The organism is Amycolatopsis sp. WGS_07 (assembly GCF_045278895.1).
Taxonomy (GTDB): domain Bacteria; phylum Actinomycetota; class Actinomycetes; order Mycobacteriales; family Pseudonocardiaceae; genus Amycolatopsis.
The window spans coordinates 5,923,875-5,938,666 of the sequence record NZ_CP136053.1 but is presented as its reverse complement, the minus strand read 5'-3'; the positions used below and the strand labels follow the sequence as shown (position 1 = coordinate 5,938,666).

The window sequence follows — 14,792 nt, the reverse complement described above, 5'->3', positions numbered from 1 at the left end:
AGTCGGGTTAACCCGATCAGCCGCCGCTGCCCTGGCGCCGCCCGACCGAACGGCCGATGAAGTACCCGAGGACAAGCCCGACGATCAGGCCGATCGCGATGAAGAAAATGATCGTGGCGGCGGCGATCTTGCCGACCGTGCCAAGGAATCCCTTGGCCTCGAGGTCGGCCGCGAGGGCCACGGACTGGGTCAATGCGTAGTGGGTCATGCCTCCCAGGATGGCATCGGCCGCGGACGGGCGCCCGGGCGACGCGCTGCGGGCCAGGATGTCCGTGCGCGGCAAAGCCGGTTAGAACCGGCATCACCACGCACAAGACCCAGGCGCCGCCGCGGGCCGGTCGCGGCAGACGCTGGCCTTCCGCTGGGGTGGTCGTGAGTGGCTATGCCGGTTCTAACTGGCATAGCCACTCACGACTACTCAGTCCTTGACCGGTTTGAGCACGAAGCCTTCGTCGTCGTGGTCGTCGGCGGGAGGCCGTCGCCGCGGGGCGGGCTGGGCTCGGAGCGGCTCCTGCGGGGCGTCCTGCTTCTGGGCTGCGGGTGGTTCCGTGTCCGGGACGTCGCCCAGCTCCAGGGCGTCCTCGACGGCCGCCGCTACTGCCGGAACGCATCCTGCGCGTACGGCGCGCAGGCCCTGGTGCAGCGCTCGGGTGCCAGCCTCGGTGCTGAGGCGGGAGATCTCCGCGGCGAGAGCGTCCGGGCCCAGTTCGAGGGCGGACTCGCCGATGTCCAGGTGGACGAGCATGCCGTGCACGTCGACGGTGACGGACAGTCCTTCGCCGCGGGCGGTCGCGCGGATTCCGGCGAGGCCCTCGGACAGGCCGAGCCGCTCCGGGATTTCCTCGGCGATCTCGATCAGTTCGTCGATCCCTCGCTCGTCCTGATCGCCGGACTCGCCTGCGGCCTCGGGTTCCTCGCTCTCGGACCGATCGACCGCCTCGTCGCCTGGTTCGTGCCCGCCGCCGGATACGGCGGGCCGGTCCTCGGCCGGGGGTCCGGCAGCAGACCCAGCCGGACCCCCGGCTGCCCGCTCGGAATCCGGCCCGGCCGAACCCTCAGCCGCCCGCTCGAAACCGGCTCCAGCCGAAGAACCCCCAGCCACTCGCTCGAAAGACCCAGCTGTCCGCTCGAAACCAGGCCCAGCCGGGTCCGCAGCCGCTCCCTCGAAACTCAGCCCGGCCGCACCTCCGGCCACCTGCTCGAAAGACCCGGCGGAGCCACTGGCCGCCCGCTCGAAACCCGGCCCGGCCGCACCACCTGCCGCCTGCTCGAAAGGCCTGGCGGAGCCACTGGCCGCCCACTCGAAACCAGCCCCTGCCGAAGAACCCCCAGCCGCCTGCTCGAAACCAGCCCCAGCCGGGTCCTCGGCAGCCATGTGCTTCGTCTCCAGACCGCGGTCATCCGGCCCCGCACCGCCGACCCGGCCGCTGTCCGGACGCCAGCCGCCAGCCGGGCCAGAGCCAGCAGCCCCCGGGTACGCCTCCTCCATCACACCCTCCAGGTGTCCGGCGTGGTGTCCTCCGCGCGGGCCGCCAGGTCGTCTTCGCGGGCTAGGCCCAGGCTGCTCAGGTTGTCGCCGCTGAGGCCGTCCAGGTTGCCAAGCTCGGCTTCCAGCGCGCGGCGGGCACGTTCGTTGGCTTCGGCGGCGGCCTCGCGTACTGCGCGCAGGATCGCGTCGGCCAGCCGGGGGCCGCCGCCGCGGAGGGATTCTGCGGTGAGTTCCAGGGTGCGCAGGGCACCGCCGGGGGCGACCTCCACGGTGACCCCGGCGTGCCGGGCGGTGCCGGTGGTGGTCACTTCGGGTGCACTCCGCCGTAGAACTTGTGCAGGTCGCGCGGCAGTGTGTACGTGAGGCGCTCGACCTGGTCGTTCGCGTTGCCCTCGATCGTGGTGATCTTGTTGCCCTCGACCTTTTCGATGATCCCGATGTGGTGGCTCTGCCCCCACGACGGGCCGTCGCCGAACAGGATCGTGTCGCCGGGGCGGGCGTTGTGCGCGAGGGCGCCGCGGTCGTAGGCGAGGTGGTGGCGCTGGCCCCACTTGTAGACGTCGCCGGTGAAGCCGTACTTCGGGATGTCCACCCCGGCCGAACGCCACATCGACGTCGCGAAGTACGCGCACCACGGCTGCCCGGTCGGGCCCCATTTGTTCCGGTTGTTCGGGCCCTCGTGGTAGCCGAGGTTGTGCCGCGCGTGGTCGAGGATCTTGTCGACCTTCTTGCTGTGGCTCGGATGCGTCGACCCGTGGTGCTTCTCGTGTTTCTTGTGCGCCTCGTGCTTCTTGTGCTGCTCGTGCTTGCGGTGGTCGCCGGGCTTGGCGCGGTGCGGGCCGCCCGGGTCGGCGACGCCGTCGTGGTTCAGGTCCTTCTGCAGCGCGCGCAGTTTGCGGGCCGCCTCTTCCATTTCCGCGCGGGCGTTCTTCAGGTGCCCGCCGGATTCCTTGAGGTACTTGCCCGCCAGGTCGGCCACGTCGCCGATCGCCATCAGCAGTGCCGCCGGGCTTCCGTTGCGCGCCAGGACGTATCCGGCGTCGATGATCTTGCGTGCCTTCGCGACGAACTCGTCGATCAGCTTGCCGGTGGCCTGGTGCCGGCCGGCGAGCGCGTCGGTGACCTCGCTGACCACCTTGGCCCCGTGCGTACTCGCCTGCGCGGTGACCTTGAGGTCGCGGCCGAACTTGCCGGTGTCGTGCTCGAAGGCCGGGTTCGCCTTGCTGTGCCAGGTGTTCAGCAGCGCGTGCGCGGCTTTGCGCTGCACGTCGTACTGTTCGGTGATCTCCCGCGCGGCCTGCTGCAGCGCGTGCTGCGCGGCCTGCGAATCCGCGGCCTTGCCCTGGAGCTTGCCGTGGTGCGTTTTCATCTCGTCCGCGAACAGCGTCGCGACCCCTGCGGTGTCCATCGTGGAATCCCCCTCAGCCCAGAATGCCCTTGATGTCGTGTTCGCTGATCGTCGCGCGGGCGTCCGAATCAGCGCCCGCATACGCCTGCCGGGCCCGGAAAACCGACGCGCTCAGCGTGCGCGCGTGCGCCCCGGTGGCCCGCACCTGCGATTCCAGCGAACGGCTGAAATCCCCCAGCGCGTCGGAAAATCCGGTCTCCTGGCCGACTTTCCCGAAGCTGTCCTTGGCGATCCCGGTGACCCGGTGCACCGTCTTCCGGCCGACCGACACCAGTTCGTCCGCGATGTGCTCGGTCTTGCGCTCGTAGGCGAGGAACTGTTCGAGATCGGCCTTGAACCCGCCGTCCTTGCCGCCCTTGCCGTGGTGCGGCTTCGCGGGCTTGTGCGGATGGTGCCCGCCCTTGCCGTGGTGGCGGGTGACGTCCTCGGCGGCCTTGCGCGCGGCGGCCAGATGGCTCTTGTACGCGCCGTTCGTGTAGGTGGACCACGGCTGGAAACTCTTGCCGTGCCCCGAAATCGCCCACGCTGCCTTGGCGTTCTCGTCCGCGTTGAACAGTTCGTCGTTGGAGCGCAGGTGGAACTCGTGGCGGCGGGCGGGACCGAGCGAGCCGAGCATGTTGACCTGCCACAGCCCGTACGAGTTGTCCGGCGGGGTCCCGTTGTGCGCCCGGGTGTTCCCGCCCGATTCCGCCAGGGCCACCGCGACCGCCGTGGTCAGCGCGTGCCCGCGGAACCCGGCCCGGTACGCGTGCTGGGCGATCTCCTCGGCCGACAACTTGCTCATGTCCTGTCCCCTCCAGCTCGGCGCTTCGCTGCTGCCCTAGGTGAGACGGAAGCCTTCGTCTTCTGGTTCCCTAGTCCCCCGAACGGACGACACCCCGCGCGCGAGTTCCTGCATCCGGTCGGCGAGCCACGCGTGGTCCGCGGGCGCGACGGTGACCCATTGCGTGCCCGCGCTTTCCCGCACGACCGCGCCGTACCGCCCGGCTTCCGTGTCGTACCAGGCGACTACCGGCGAACGGCCGCCCGGGCCGTTGACCGCGAACTGGCCGTACGCGACGCGCGGGGTGCCGACGAGCGTCGAGATCGCGCGCAGGTCGCGTCCGGAGAGACCGGCCCGGCCGAGCACCCGCTCGAACGCGGCGTGCCCGTTGTCCGCAAACGCTTGCATCGCCTCGGAAAACGCGCTGCGCGGCAGCCGTACCGGGTCGCCGGGCCCGGGTTCGGCGGCGCCCACCACGCCGGCGGCGAGCTGCGGGACGTCGTCCGGGTAGCAGGGCCGCAGCGCGAGTTCGCCCGCGTCGAGCACGGCCAGCACGCCCAGTTTCCGCCCGGCCGCGGCGAGCGCGCGCAGCGGCGGATCCCGGAACACCAGCAGGTCGACCGAAAACTCCGGTTCGGCCAGCACCGCGAACACCTCGCGCAGCCGGGGATGCGGTTCGTCCTCGTCGTCGAGCAGCCCGGCCTCGGCGAGGCTTTCCGCGACCTGCGCGCCGAGCGCGTCGCGTTCGTCCATCGTCTGGCCGTGCGAGGGCACGTCCAGCGGATACGGCAGGGGGCCGGTGCCGAAATCCGACCACAGCAAGTCGAATTCCAGGTGCGAGAGCGCGAGCCCGTCGATCCCGGGAAGGTGTCTGGCCATCCGCCCTCACTCGCCCAGCACGGGCGGGTACGCGTCGGGAAGGTCTTCGAGGAAGTCGAAAGAACTGCCCTTGGTGTAACGGTTTTGGTGGTCCTCCGAGCCGTCGCCGCGCTGACCGGCCATCGGCGGGAAGAATCCGCCGCCGGACATCGGGCCGCCGCCGCGCGCGCCCGCCGCGGCACCGGCTGCCCCGGCCGCGGCGCCTCCGGCCGGACCGCCGCCCAGCAGCCCGCCCGGCAACGCGCTTCCGCTGCCGCCGCCCGAGCCGGACCCGAGCGCACCGCCCGGTCCGCTGCCGAGCGAACCCGGCATTCCGGCCATTCCGCCCGAAGGGCCGCCCATTCCCGGCAGCTGCCCCGGGTTGACCGCGGCCGAGGAGGCCGTGGTGACCGACGGATCCGCAGTCGAAGAGCCGCCGGACCCGCGCGATCCGCTGCGCGACTGGCCGTGCGGATCGACATTCGTGGCCGCCGGCGCGTCGGTGAAGTGCGGCAGTTTGTCGTGCACGCCTTTGCTGGAGGTCTCGTAGTCCTCCATGACGCGGACCGCCTCGGCCTTGGCCGCCGACGCCTTGCGCTTGGCGGGCAAATGGTCGTCGAGCAACTGGTCGACCATCACCGCGCCGCTGGGACCGCTGGCCGCGTTGACGTCATAGCCTTCGCGGAACTGGTTTTCCGCCGCGTAGAACACCGGCTCCGGCATCTTGTGCTTCGCCGTCTCGACCGCGCTCGTGTAATGGTCGAGCTTCTCCCCGACAGCCCGCATCGTCTCGCTCGCGCCGGCTCCCCAGGAAGTCAGCTTCGAAGCCGACTGCGCCGCGCTCCCGGCCGCGCCGCCGCGCCAGGACAGCAACAGTTTCTGCACCGTCTTGTGGACCGCGGCGGTCGAGGAGTCGACGTCGTAGGCCAGCTTGCCCCACTGGTGCGCCGACGCGCCCATCTCGACCGGGTCCGCGGTCATGATCATGTCGTACAACGTGGTGTGCGCCCAGGCGTTCCAGTTGATCTTGCCGAAGGAGGCGTCCTTCATGTTGGCGCGCTGGGCCAGCTTGGTGCGCCGCAGGATCCGGCGCTGCGCGGCGGTGGGCTTGTGGTCCTCGCTCCACAGCCGGTGCTTGCGGTGCTTCTCGTACGGAAGTTTCTCGTAGCCGTGCGTGCGGCTCATGCCGTTCCCCCGTCCTCGGCCCGGCGGTGCAGCGCGTCCAGCGATTCCTTGGCGTCGCTTTCCTGCTGGACATGCCCCGCGCTCGCCCGCCGGATCGCCTCGCGCAGAGCCGACAGTTCGTCGAGGTACTGCTGCAGGATCGCTTGCGCGCCGCCGTCGGCGGACCCGCGCACGCCGAACGCCTTCCGCAGGTGCGCGGCGACCGGGCTGGTGCCGTCCTTGAGCGGATGCGTGAGCTGTTTGGCCTGTTCGAGGCAGGCGGTCAGCTCCTGCTGGCGTTTCTCCAGTTCCGCGTCGGCCGCCGCGATCTCGGCCGGGTCCAGTTCGATGACGCCGGTGTCGGCGACGATCTCGGCGGTGCCCGCGCCGGAGGGCCCCGGCACGGAATCCGACGTTTCCGGCCGCCCGGACCGATGCGTCTCCTTCGCCTGTTTCCTGTGCAGCGCACGGACGTCTGACCAGTCCGAAACCCGGTGCGAACTCACCCCAGTCCACCTCCCAGCAGGCGTCCTCATCGGACGCGCGCACCAGTATGTCAGCCGTCCCGGCCCAGGGCATCCGGTCCGGCGAAGTCGGCGATGGGACGGTTCCGGCGCGGCGGCGGTTCCGGGAATCACCCGGACGGCGGCTGGTTCGCTCCCCGGACGAGCAACTCGGCCACCGCGCGGGTCGCTGCCTCGACGTCTTCCCCGAGTTCCGCGGGCAGCGCGTGCTGCAGCCACAGCGTCGCGAACCCGTGCACGAGCGACCGCGCCGCCGCGCCGGCCGCCACCGGGTCGGCGCCGCCGTCCCGGAAACCGGCGATCGCCCAGTCCAGCGCCTGGTCGCTGCGCCGTCGCGCGGCGCGCAGGTCCGGGTCGTCCGTCCGGAGCAGCTCCGGACGGAACATCACCTCGAAATGCGCCCGCCGCTCGACCGCGAACGAAACGTACGCGACCCCGGCCTCAAGCAGGTCCGCTGACGGCGGCAGCTCCTCGAGCGCGTCCGCGAGCAGCTCGAATCCCTGCGCGGCCACCGCGGTGAGCAGGCCGGTCCGGTCGCCGAAATGGTGCGCGGGCGCGGCGTGCGAGACGCCGACCCGGCGGGCGAGATCGCGCAGGTTCACCGCGGGCGGACCGGATTCGCGGAGCACCTCGACCGCCGCGGCCAGCACCGCTCGCCGAAGGTCGCCATGGTGGTAACGCCGGGCCATGGCATCGAGTATGCCCACTTGTCAGCGCCTAGATTCCGGGTCACACGGTCGCTACCCCGCTGACCGGCGAGCCCACCGCCCCGGGCAGGCGGAGCGGGGGCGCGGTCAGCAGGAACCGGGACCGGTCGTGCTCCCGCAGCCACTGGTTGAGATCTTCCAGCCACCACAGCTCGCCGAGCGGAATCCCTTGTTTGAAAAGGCAATGCTGGTGGAGCGGGAGCACGGCGCCCGGCGCCTGCCCCGGGTCGAGGCTGAACGATTCGACCGCGTGGTTGTCAGCGACAATCGCGGAGACCCCGCTGTCAGTTATCCACTGAAGCAGACGGTCATCTCGGGAATCGAGCACGGCGCAGCTCGTTTCCATGATCTCCTGGGTCAGGTTGTCCCCGGCCTCGAGGATGATCTTGGTCAGGCCGGTGTGCAGGCAGAGAATGTCCCCGGTTTCGACCGTGACGTCTTGCTGCTCCATGATGTCGACGAGCTGCTCGTAGCCCACTTCGACCCGGTCATGGCCGACCGCGCGGGCCAGGTCGACCATCACGCCGCGGCCTTGCACGGACGTCTGCGCGATGGTCTCGATGCCGAGGGCGTCGGCGTGGGGCGGCACCGAACCCGACGGATCGCCGATGATGTCGGCATCGGCCCGGAAACCGTTGTAATAACAGACGACGGGCTCGCCCGTGCCGTCGAGATCGAACAGGGAACCGCTGTGGGCGAAGGAATCCCACTGCGTCGAGTACTGCGGGTAGAGCACCGCGTAGTCGTCGCAGACGACGTCGGGGAAACCGGGCAGGACCTGCTGGTTGTGCCCGAGCGGAGTGCTGGAGAGCCGCGGCGGCTTCCGGGGTCCGGCGGCGTAGTCGCCTTTCGGGAAATCGAGCGGAATGCTCAGCGGAAAAGCGATTCCTTCGCGGACTTCCGCGACGGCGGCGAGGCGGCGTTCGGCCGTGATCAGGTTGAGCCTGCCGATCTGGTCGTCGTCGCCGAAGTCGCCCCAGTTCGAGCCTTCGGGACGCCGCGTCCAGCGTTTCATGGGTTTCCTCCGGAATCGGTCTGGTGATCACCAGACTGCAAGGTCCGGTATCGGTTGTAAAGAAGGCACCGATTGGATATATAGGTACCCGATGGATACCTACCCGCCGCTGCCCGCTTACCGCGCGGACTGCCCGTCCCGCGTCGTGGTCGACGTGCTCGCCAACAAGTGGGTGCTCTACGTCCTGGCGCTCCTGCAGAAGTCCGCAAGCCCCTTGCGCTTCAACGAATTGCGCCGCCTGGTCGACGGAGTGACGCAGAAGTCGCTGACCAAGACCTTGCGCACGCTCGAGCGCAACGGCCTCGTCGACCGCCGCATCTACGCGGCCGTTCCGCCGCGCGTCGAATACCGGCTCACCGACCTCGGCCGCGACGCCGCGCCCCTGCTCGCCGCGATCGACTCCTGGGCGGCACAGAACGCCTCGGCGATCGTCGAGGCGCGCGCCTCCTTCGACACCGCTTCCGATCGCGCCTGAATCCGGACCGCTCAGCGGACGAACTCGAAGATCTGCTTCTGGATCCCGTTCGAGTAGCTCTCGCTCTCGACCAGCTTCAGCGGCTGCTTCTCCTTGTCCGTCTCGCTGAATAGCCGCTTGCCCGCGCCGAGCAGGACCGGGAAGACCAGCAGGTGCAGCCGGTCGACCAGGCCCGCGTCGGTGAGGTCGCGGACCAGGGTGGCGCTGCCGTTGACGATGATCGGGCCGCCTTCGGTCTCCTTCAGCGCGGCGACGTCGTCGAGCGAGCGCAGGATGGTCGTCTCGCCCCAGTTCGTGACGAGGTCTTCGTCGCGCAGGGTGGTCGACACGACGTACTTCGGCATCACCTTGTACTGCGGGAATTCCTCGGTCATGTCCGGCCAGACCGGAGAGAACGCCTCGTAGCTGACCCGGCCGAGCAGCAGCGCGGTGGCTTCCTCCTGCTCCGCCCCCTTCAGCGCGTAGGCGGCGGGGTCGAACTCGATGTCCTTGAACGTCCAGCCCGCGTTCCGGTAGCCGGGCTCGCCGCCGGGGGCTTCGACGACGCCGTCGAGGGACACGAACGCGGTGGCGATGAGGGTGCGCATGGGATCAGCTCCTGTTCGGGGTTGGTGCATGTTCGCCTACGCGTCGAACGGCAGCCGCCCGATCAGACATGAGTCCGCAGTGATGCCGATCACACTGAAGTGTGCCAAGCGTCGTACCCGTAGATCGCGTCCGCCGCAGCCGAGCTTGTTCCGCTCTGTTTGAGCCAGCTGTTGCTCCGCGAGGCCAGCTGCACCTCGCGCGTGCGGTCCAGCCGGGCGGCCTGGTAGGCCTTCAGCGCGACCTCGGTGTCCGGGTACGCCGCCAGCGCCCGTGCCAGCACCACGCTGTCCTCGATGGCCATTCCCGCGCCCTGCGCCATGAACGGCATCATCGGGTGGCACGCGTCGCCCAGCAGGGTCACCGGGCCGGACGTCCAGGTCGGCAGCGGATCGCGGACGTACAGCGCCGATTTCAGCACCGAATCGCACGCCGCCAGCAGCGCGCGGGCTTCGGGGTGGAAGCCGCGGTACGCCTCGCGCAGTTCGGCCACGTCGCCCGGGGTCGTCCAGGATTCGTGCCGCCACTGGCTTTGCCGGGTCGTGGCGAAGACGAAGACGTCCGCGCCCCGGTTGAGCGGGAACGTCACCAGCTGCGTGTCCGGATCCGGACCCCACCATTTGGTGAAGCAGTCCAGGTTCGGAACGTCCACCGAACCCGCGGGCAGCACCGCGCGGTACGCGACGACGCCGGTGAACTCCGGGTGCTCCGCGCCGAACAACGCGGTACGGACGGCGGAGTGGATGCCGTCCGCGCCGATCACCACGTCCGCGGAAGCACTAGCGTCGCCGAAGTCCAGGGACACGCGATCCGATGTGGACAGTCCAATGAGCTTATGTCCCAAGTGGACTACACCGTCGGGAAGCGCGCGTTCCAAAGCGGCCAGCAGATCGGCACGGTGCATCGTGAGCTGCGGCGAGCCGTAGCGGCGTTCGGCCTCGTCGCCCATCGGCAGTCGCGACGTTTCCTCGCCGGTGTTCCAGGTGCGGCTGATCCGGTACTTCGGCCGCGCGGCGGTTTCGCGCAGTTCGTCCCCGACGCCGAGGCCGTCGAGGGCGCGGACGGCGTTGGGCGTGAGGTTGATGTCCGCGCCGACGCGGCCGAATCCGCCCGCCTGTTCGTGCACGACCGGCGAGAAGCCGGCCTTCCGCAGGGCGACCGCGGCGGCCAGTCCGCCGATCCCGCCGCCGACGATTCCGATTTCCGGCACAGCGAAGGCTCCTTCAGACAGTTTTTTCAGACACTGAGGTCGAGCAGATCGTGGCCCACGACGACCGGGCCGGAATAGTGCGGGCGGACCCGCCGGAGCCAGCCCTCGTCGTCCAGGCGGGCGGGGTCGGCCGGGCCGAGGTGCGACAACGCGACCCGCCGGGCTCCGGCCGCCGCGGCGACCCGGCCGACGTCCGCCGGTGACGTGTGCGAGGCGGTGAGGAAGTCCAGCAGTCGCGGCGAATAGCCGATGCTGCGGTAGAAATCGGGCTCCATCGCTTCGTGCACCAGCAAGTCCGCGCCCGCGGCCAGCTCGCCGACCGCGTCGCTGCGGGCGGTGTCGCCGGAGAACGCGACCACGCCGTGCTCGGTCTCGAACCGGTAGCCCAACGCCAGCCGCAGCGGCGGATGCGGGACCGCCCTGGCCGTCACGCGCACCCGATCGTCTTCGTGCACCACGGTTTCCGTCGCCACCGAGAGGTCGGTAGCGCGGATCAGGCCGGCCAGCGGCGGCCGGTCGCTGGTCCGCTGCCGCACCGCGACGTCCTGCCCGAACGCCGCGAGACTGCTCGCCACCAGCCCCTCCGTGCCGGCGGCGGGCGGACCGGGATCGGTCGGGTCCGGACCGGGGCCGTAGATCCGCACCGGATCGACGACGCCCTGGTTGGCCGGGCCCCAGCCGAGCAGGAAGAGCGTGAACAGTTCGGCGACGTGGTCGGAATGCAGATGCGTCACGAACACCGCGGCCAGATCGCGCAGCGACAGCCCGGCGGAGACGTACTTGCCGAGCGTCCCGTAGCCCGCGTCGACCAGGTACACGCGCCCGCCGACCACCACCGCGTTCGCGCAGCCCTGCCGGCCCGGCGCCGGGTACGGCCCGGCCGCCGTGCCGAGCAGGACCACGCGCAGCGCGTCCGTCACGGGGAAACCTCTTCGAGCGTGCGGCCCTTGGTCTCCTCCGCGAAGAACCCGGCGACCAGGGCGCCGGCCAGGCAGATCCCGCCGAGCACCAGGAACACCGAGGCGAGTCCGCTGCCGCCCGCGTACAGCGCGCCGACCAGGATCGGGCCGAGGATCAGGCCGAACCGGTTCATCACGCCGCCGAGGCTGACGCCCAGCGCGCGGCTGCGCGTCGGGTACAGCTCCGGCGTGTACAGGTACAGGCAGACGTTCACCGCGAAGTTGAACATCGCCGCGAGCGACGACCACACCAGCAGCTGCAACGGCGTCCCGGCACCGAGCGCGCCCAGCACGACCAGCATCGCGGTGGTCCCGCCCAAGCCCGCGGCCAGCACGACCCGGCGGCCCAGCTTGTCCACGACCAGCGCGGCGATCAGGCAGCCGACGAGCCCGGCGACCGACGTGGCGGTGCTGTACCAGAGCGCCTGGCCGATCGAGAGGTGGAACGAGCCCTTGTACAGCGTCGGCAGCCACGAGGTGATGCCGTAGTTGGCGAGGTAGCCGACGAACCAGATCGTCCACACCATCAGCGTGCGCCGCCGGTAGCGTCCGGCGAACAGGTCGCGGAACGAACCGCGCTTCGCGGGCACCGCTGCAGGCACTTCCGCGGCCGCAGCGGGCGGAGGCAGCGGACGGCCGAGCGACGCCTCGACCCGGCGCTCGATCAGCGCCATTGTCGCTTCGGCCTTCTCGGTGTGCCCGTGCGCGGCGAGCCAGCGCGGCGACTCCGGGATCCGCAGCTGCAGCAGCACCGCGGCGAGGCCGGGGATGGCGGCCAGCGCGAACAGCGGACGCCAGCCCCAGTGCGGGATGACCCAGGCCGCGACCAGCGCGCCGACCGCGAGCCCGGCCGGGAAGACGATCTCGTACATCAGCACGAAGCGGCCGCGGCGGCGGGCCCGGCTGATCTCCGCGATGTACGCGGCGGCAGTCGGGACTTCGCCGCCGATCGCGAGCCCTTGGACGAACCGCAGGATCAGGAACGGCAGCAGCGCGGTGCACAGCGTCATCGCGAGGCTGCACAACGCCGTGATCGCGACGCACAGCGTGATCACCTTGACGCGGCCGATCCGGTCGGCCGCCCAGCCGGACGCCAGCGCGCCGAGCAGCATGCCGATCGAGCCGACGGTCAGCGTCGCGGTGCCCGACGCGGTCGTCAAGTGCCATTCGCGGCTGATGACCGGCAGCGTGTAGGCGATCAGCAGCTGGTCGAACGCCTCGAAGAACGTGACGATGCCGATGATCAGGCGAATCGACACCTGCCACCGCGACATCGGGAGCCGTTCCAGCCGGGCGGCGATGTCCCGCTGGGTCACCTCGGGGGTGGCGGCGATACTCATGGGCCCTCCTCGGAGCCGGAGCGTGCAGTCGATCGTAGGGGGTTTCCGGCGCGATGCCGCGGCGCCAGCGGCACGGACCTCAAGCGGCGTCCAGGAACCGGACCAGGTCGTCCGCGGCGGACGGTCCGGCGGGCAGCACGAGCCGATCGGGCGCATGCGGGTCGAATCCGGGCGTACCGGGCCACGGTGGCGGCTCGGGTCCGATGGCGGCGGCGAGGTGCGCGGCGGCCAGTTCCGCGAGGTGCGCGGCGGAGCCGAACCCGGCGACGGCCACGCGGTGGCGCGGCAGTCCCAGGCGGGTGCTGAGGTAGTCGAAGGCGCCGGCGAGGTCGGCTTCGAGGTCGGAAAGTTCGAGCGCGGCGAACGCTTCGCCGGCTTTGTCCGGGCCGAAGGTGGGGCCGCCGGTCTCGTAGTAGAACAGCGGCGCGACCGTCAGGTAACCGCAGCTCGCGAGCGTGCGGCAGCAGTTTTCGACGGGTTCGTCGAGCCCGGCGGCACCGTGCAGCACGAGCACCGCGCCGCGCACGCGCGAGCCGTCGCCGGGTGGATGCCGCACCAGCAGCGGCGCGGACGTCCGCACCACCCGGCGGCGGCGGTTGGCGGGTCCGTGCCCGTGATGGTGGTGGGCTTCGGCAGCTTCGATGATGCCTCCCACGGCTCAGCTCTCCGGGACCGGGACCGGCGGCACGAACGGCCGCGGCGTCGCGGGCAGGGCGGTCACGTCCACCTCGATCACGAACGGCCCTTGCTGGGCCACCGCCTTCGCCAGCGCGTCGGCGAACTGGCCCGGCTTCGACACCAGCGCGTGCGGCAGGTCCAGCGACTGCGCGAGCCGGGCGAAATCTGGCGTGTACAGGTCGACTCCGGCGCGCTGGCCGCGGTGGTGGTCCTGCATGTTGCGCAGCACGCCGTAGCCGCCGTCGTTGAACACCACCAGCGCGAGCCACGGCCGTTCCTGCGCCAGTGTGCACAGTTCGCCGAGGTGTACCGCGAGGCCGCCGTCGCCGACCATGACCACGGTCGGCGCGTCCGGCGTCGCGAGCGCGGCTCCGATGCCGGTGGCCAGGCCCTGTCCGATGCCGCCGCCGACCGGGAACACGTTGGTCCGCGGGTCGTGGATGTCCAGCAGCCGGTTGCCCCACTGGCTGGACGGGATGGTCACGTCGCGGGCGATCACCGACTCGACCGGCAGTCCTTCGCGCAGCGCGGCGCAGATCTCCGCGTACGGGCCGATCGCCTCGTTCAGCTTGTCCCGCACGGCTTTCCGGGTCTCGACGACGCGCTCGCGCCAGCCCTTTTCGACCTGTGGTTCCACAGTGGACAGACCGGTGAGCACCGCCGCCGCGTCGCCTTGCACCCCGACGGTGGCCGGGTAGACGCGGCCCAGCGCCTCGGCGTCGACGTCGATCTGCAGATGCCGCTCGGGCAGTTTCAGGTGGTAGTGCTTGGTTTCGTTCGAGCGGAAGTGGGTGCCGATCGAGACGAGCAGGTCGGCGTCCGCAAGCAGTGCGGCCGCCGACTCGTGCGCGGCGAAGTTCCCGACGACCAGTTCGTGGTCCTCCGGCACCGTGCCCCGGCCGGAGTTGCTGGTGAACACCGCTGCGCCGAACCGTTCCGCGAGCGCACGGACCTCGTCGCGTGCGCCGGTCGCGCCTCCGCCGAGCCAGAACACCGGGCGGCGGGCACCCGCGAGCAATTCCGCGGCTTCCGCGATTGCCGCAGCGGAGGGCGGCGGAACCGGGGTCGGCGCAAGCGTGCCCGGACGGAATTCGTGCCGGGAGTACTGCAGGTCGATCGGCCACTCGACGCTGGCCGGACCGCTCGGCACCGACAGCGCGTGCCGGATCGCCGCGCGCAGCGTCTCCTCGGCGGTCTCGACCGACGTGATCGTGGCCGCGTGCTTGGAAATCGCGGTCAGCATGCCGAGCTGGTCGCGCGTCTCGTGGATCACGCCGCGGCCGCCGCCGAGGAATTCGGAGTCGATCTGGCCGGTCACGTGGAGCACGCGGCTGCCCGCCGTGAGCGCCTCGACCAGCGAACCTGCCGCGTTGCCCGCGCCGGTGCCGGTGCTGGTGATCGCGACGCCGAGGCCGCCGCCGGCCCGGGCGAACCCGTCGGCGGCGTTCACCGCGGCCGCCTCGTGCCGCACCGGGACGAACCGCAGATGCTGCGAAACCGCTTCCACCAGCGGCAGATTGTGCACACTCACCACGCCGAAGGCGGTGTCCACTCCGGCTTCGGACAGCAGGCGAACGAGCAGCTCGCCTCCGTGACCGTGATTCATGGGTCCGTCCC

The 14,792-nt window shown here is 70.8% G+C and carries 17 protein-coding genes; 1 reads left to right on the top strand and 16 read right to left on the bottom strand.

The features are described from left to right. Positions 1-16: 16 nt before the first annotated feature. The 10 genes from RPX00_RS28140 to RPX00_RS28095 form a co-directional block, all read right to left on the bottom strand. Positions 17-208: a hypothetical protein gene (locus RPX00_RS28140; protein ID WP_406629847.1), complete on the bottom strand. Its 192-nt coding sequence runs from the start codon at positions 206-208 to the stop codon at positions 17-19. 210 nt (positions 209-418) lie between these two features. Next, positions 419-1,489, bottom strand: coding sequence for a hypothetical protein (locus RPX00_RS28135; protein ID WP_406629846.1), 1,071 nt, complete (start codon positions 1,487-1,489; stop codon positions 419-421). Continuing rightward, on the bottom strand, positions 1,489-1,797 hold the full coding sequence (locus RPX00_RS28130) for a YbaB/EbfC family nucleoid-associated protein (RefSeq protein WP_406629844.1): 309 nt from the start codon (positions 1,795-1,797) through the stop codon (positions 1,489-1,491). The genes RPX00_RS28135 and RPX00_RS28130 overlap by 1 nt, the downstream gene beginning before the upstream one ends. Continuing rightward, on the bottom strand, positions 1,794-2,897 hold the full coding sequence (locus RPX00_RS28125; RefSeq protein ID WP_406629843.1) for a CHAP domain-containing protein: 1,104 nt from the start codon (positions 2,895-2,897) through the stop codon (positions 1,794-1,796). The genes RPX00_RS28130 and RPX00_RS28125 overlap by 4 nt, the downstream gene beginning before the upstream one ends. Positions 2,898-2,910: 13 nt before the next feature. Beyond that, entirely contained in the window at positions 2,911-3,681 is a 771-nt protein-coding gene (locus RPX00_RS28120) for a transglycosylase SLT domain-containing protein (RefSeq protein ID WP_406629841.1), read from the bottom strand. A 36-nt stretch (positions 3,682-3,717) separates the two neighbouring features. After that, positions 3,718-4,539, bottom strand: a complete 822-nt coding sequence (locus RPX00_RS28115; RefSeq protein WP_406629839.1) for an ESX secretion-associated protein EspG — start codon at positions 4,537-4,539, stop codon at positions 3,718-3,720. Positions 4,540-4,545: 6 nt separating this feature from the next. Continuing rightward, positions 4,546-5,703, bottom strand: a complete 1,158-nt coding sequence (locus tag RPX00_RS28110) for a PPE domain-containing protein (RefSeq protein WP_406629837.1) — start codon at positions 5,701-5,703, stop codon at positions 4,546-4,548. Next, on the bottom strand, positions 5,700-6,188 hold the full coding sequence (locus tag RPX00_RS28105) for a hypothetical protein (protein WP_406629835.1): 489 nt from the start codon (positions 6,186-6,188) through the stop codon (positions 5,700-5,702). The genes RPX00_RS28110 and RPX00_RS28105 overlap by 4 nt, the downstream gene beginning before the upstream one ends. A gap of 128 nt (positions 6,189-6,316) precedes the next feature. After that, positions 6,317-6,895 carry a TetR/AcrR family transcriptional regulator gene (locus RPX00_RS28100; RefSeq protein WP_406629833.1) on the bottom strand — a complete coding sequence of 193 codons (579 nt, stop codon included), beginning with the start codon at positions 6,893-6,895 and terminating at the stop codon, positions 6,317-6,319. 40 nt (positions 6,896-6,935) lie between these two features. Further along, a complete protein-coding gene (locus RPX00_RS28095) occupies positions 6,936-7,928 on the bottom strand; it encodes a cyclase family protein (RefSeq protein ID WP_406629831.1) in 993 nt (330 codons plus the stop codon). 91 nt (positions 7,929-8,019) lie between these two features. Between RPX00_RS28095 and RPX00_RS28090 the strand changes: the two genes are divergently transcribed. Beyond that, positions 8,020-8,403: a winged helix-turn-helix transcriptional regulator gene (locus tag RPX00_RS28090; RefSeq protein WP_406629829.1), complete on the top strand. Its 384-nt coding sequence runs from the start codon at positions 8,020-8,022 to the stop codon at positions 8,401-8,403. A gap of 11 nt (positions 8,404-8,414) precedes the next feature. Here the strand turns inward: RPX00_RS28090 and RPX00_RS28085 are convergent, their stop codons facing one another. The 6 genes from RPX00_RS28085 to RPX00_RS28060 form a co-directional block, all read right to left on the bottom strand. Then, the gene (locus tag RPX00_RS28085) at positions 8,415-8,990 is read right to left on the bottom strand and encodes a dihydrofolate reductase family protein (protein ID WP_406629827.1); all 576 of its coding nucleotides are present in this window, start codon (positions 8,988-8,990) and stop codon (positions 8,415-8,417) included. Between the two features lie 89 nt (positions 8,991-9,079). Further along, on the bottom strand, positions 9,080-10,198 hold the full coding sequence (locus RPX00_RS28080; RefSeq protein ID WP_406629825.1) for an FAD-dependent monooxygenase: 1,119 nt from the start codon (positions 10,196-10,198) through the stop codon (positions 9,080-9,082). 26 nt (positions 10,199-10,224) lie between these two features. Next, positions 10,225-11,118 carry an MBL fold metallo-hydrolase gene (locus RPX00_RS28075; protein WP_406629823.1) on the bottom strand — a complete coding sequence of 298 codons (894 nt, stop codon included), beginning with the start codon at positions 11,116-11,118 and terminating at the stop codon, positions 10,225-10,227. Next, positions 11,115-12,497: an MFS transporter gene (locus RPX00_RS28070; protein ID WP_406629821.1), complete on the bottom strand. Its 1,383-nt coding sequence runs from the start codon at positions 12,495-12,497 to the stop codon at positions 11,115-11,117. The genes RPX00_RS28075 and RPX00_RS28070 overlap by 4 nt, the downstream gene beginning before the upstream one ends. Before the next feature lie 79 nt (positions 12,498-12,576). Next, positions 12,577-13,152, bottom strand: coding sequence for a dienelactone hydrolase family protein (locus tag RPX00_RS28065; protein ID WP_406629819.1), 576 nt, complete (start codon positions 13,150-13,152; stop codon positions 12,577-12,579). Between the two features lie 3 nt (positions 13,153-13,155). Then, a complete protein-coding gene (locus tag RPX00_RS28060; RefSeq protein ID WP_406629817.1) occupies positions 13,156-14,781 on the bottom strand; it encodes a thiamine pyrophosphate-binding protein in 1,626 nt (541 codons plus the stop codon). Between the last annotated feature and the right edge of the window lie 11 nt (positions 14,782-14,792).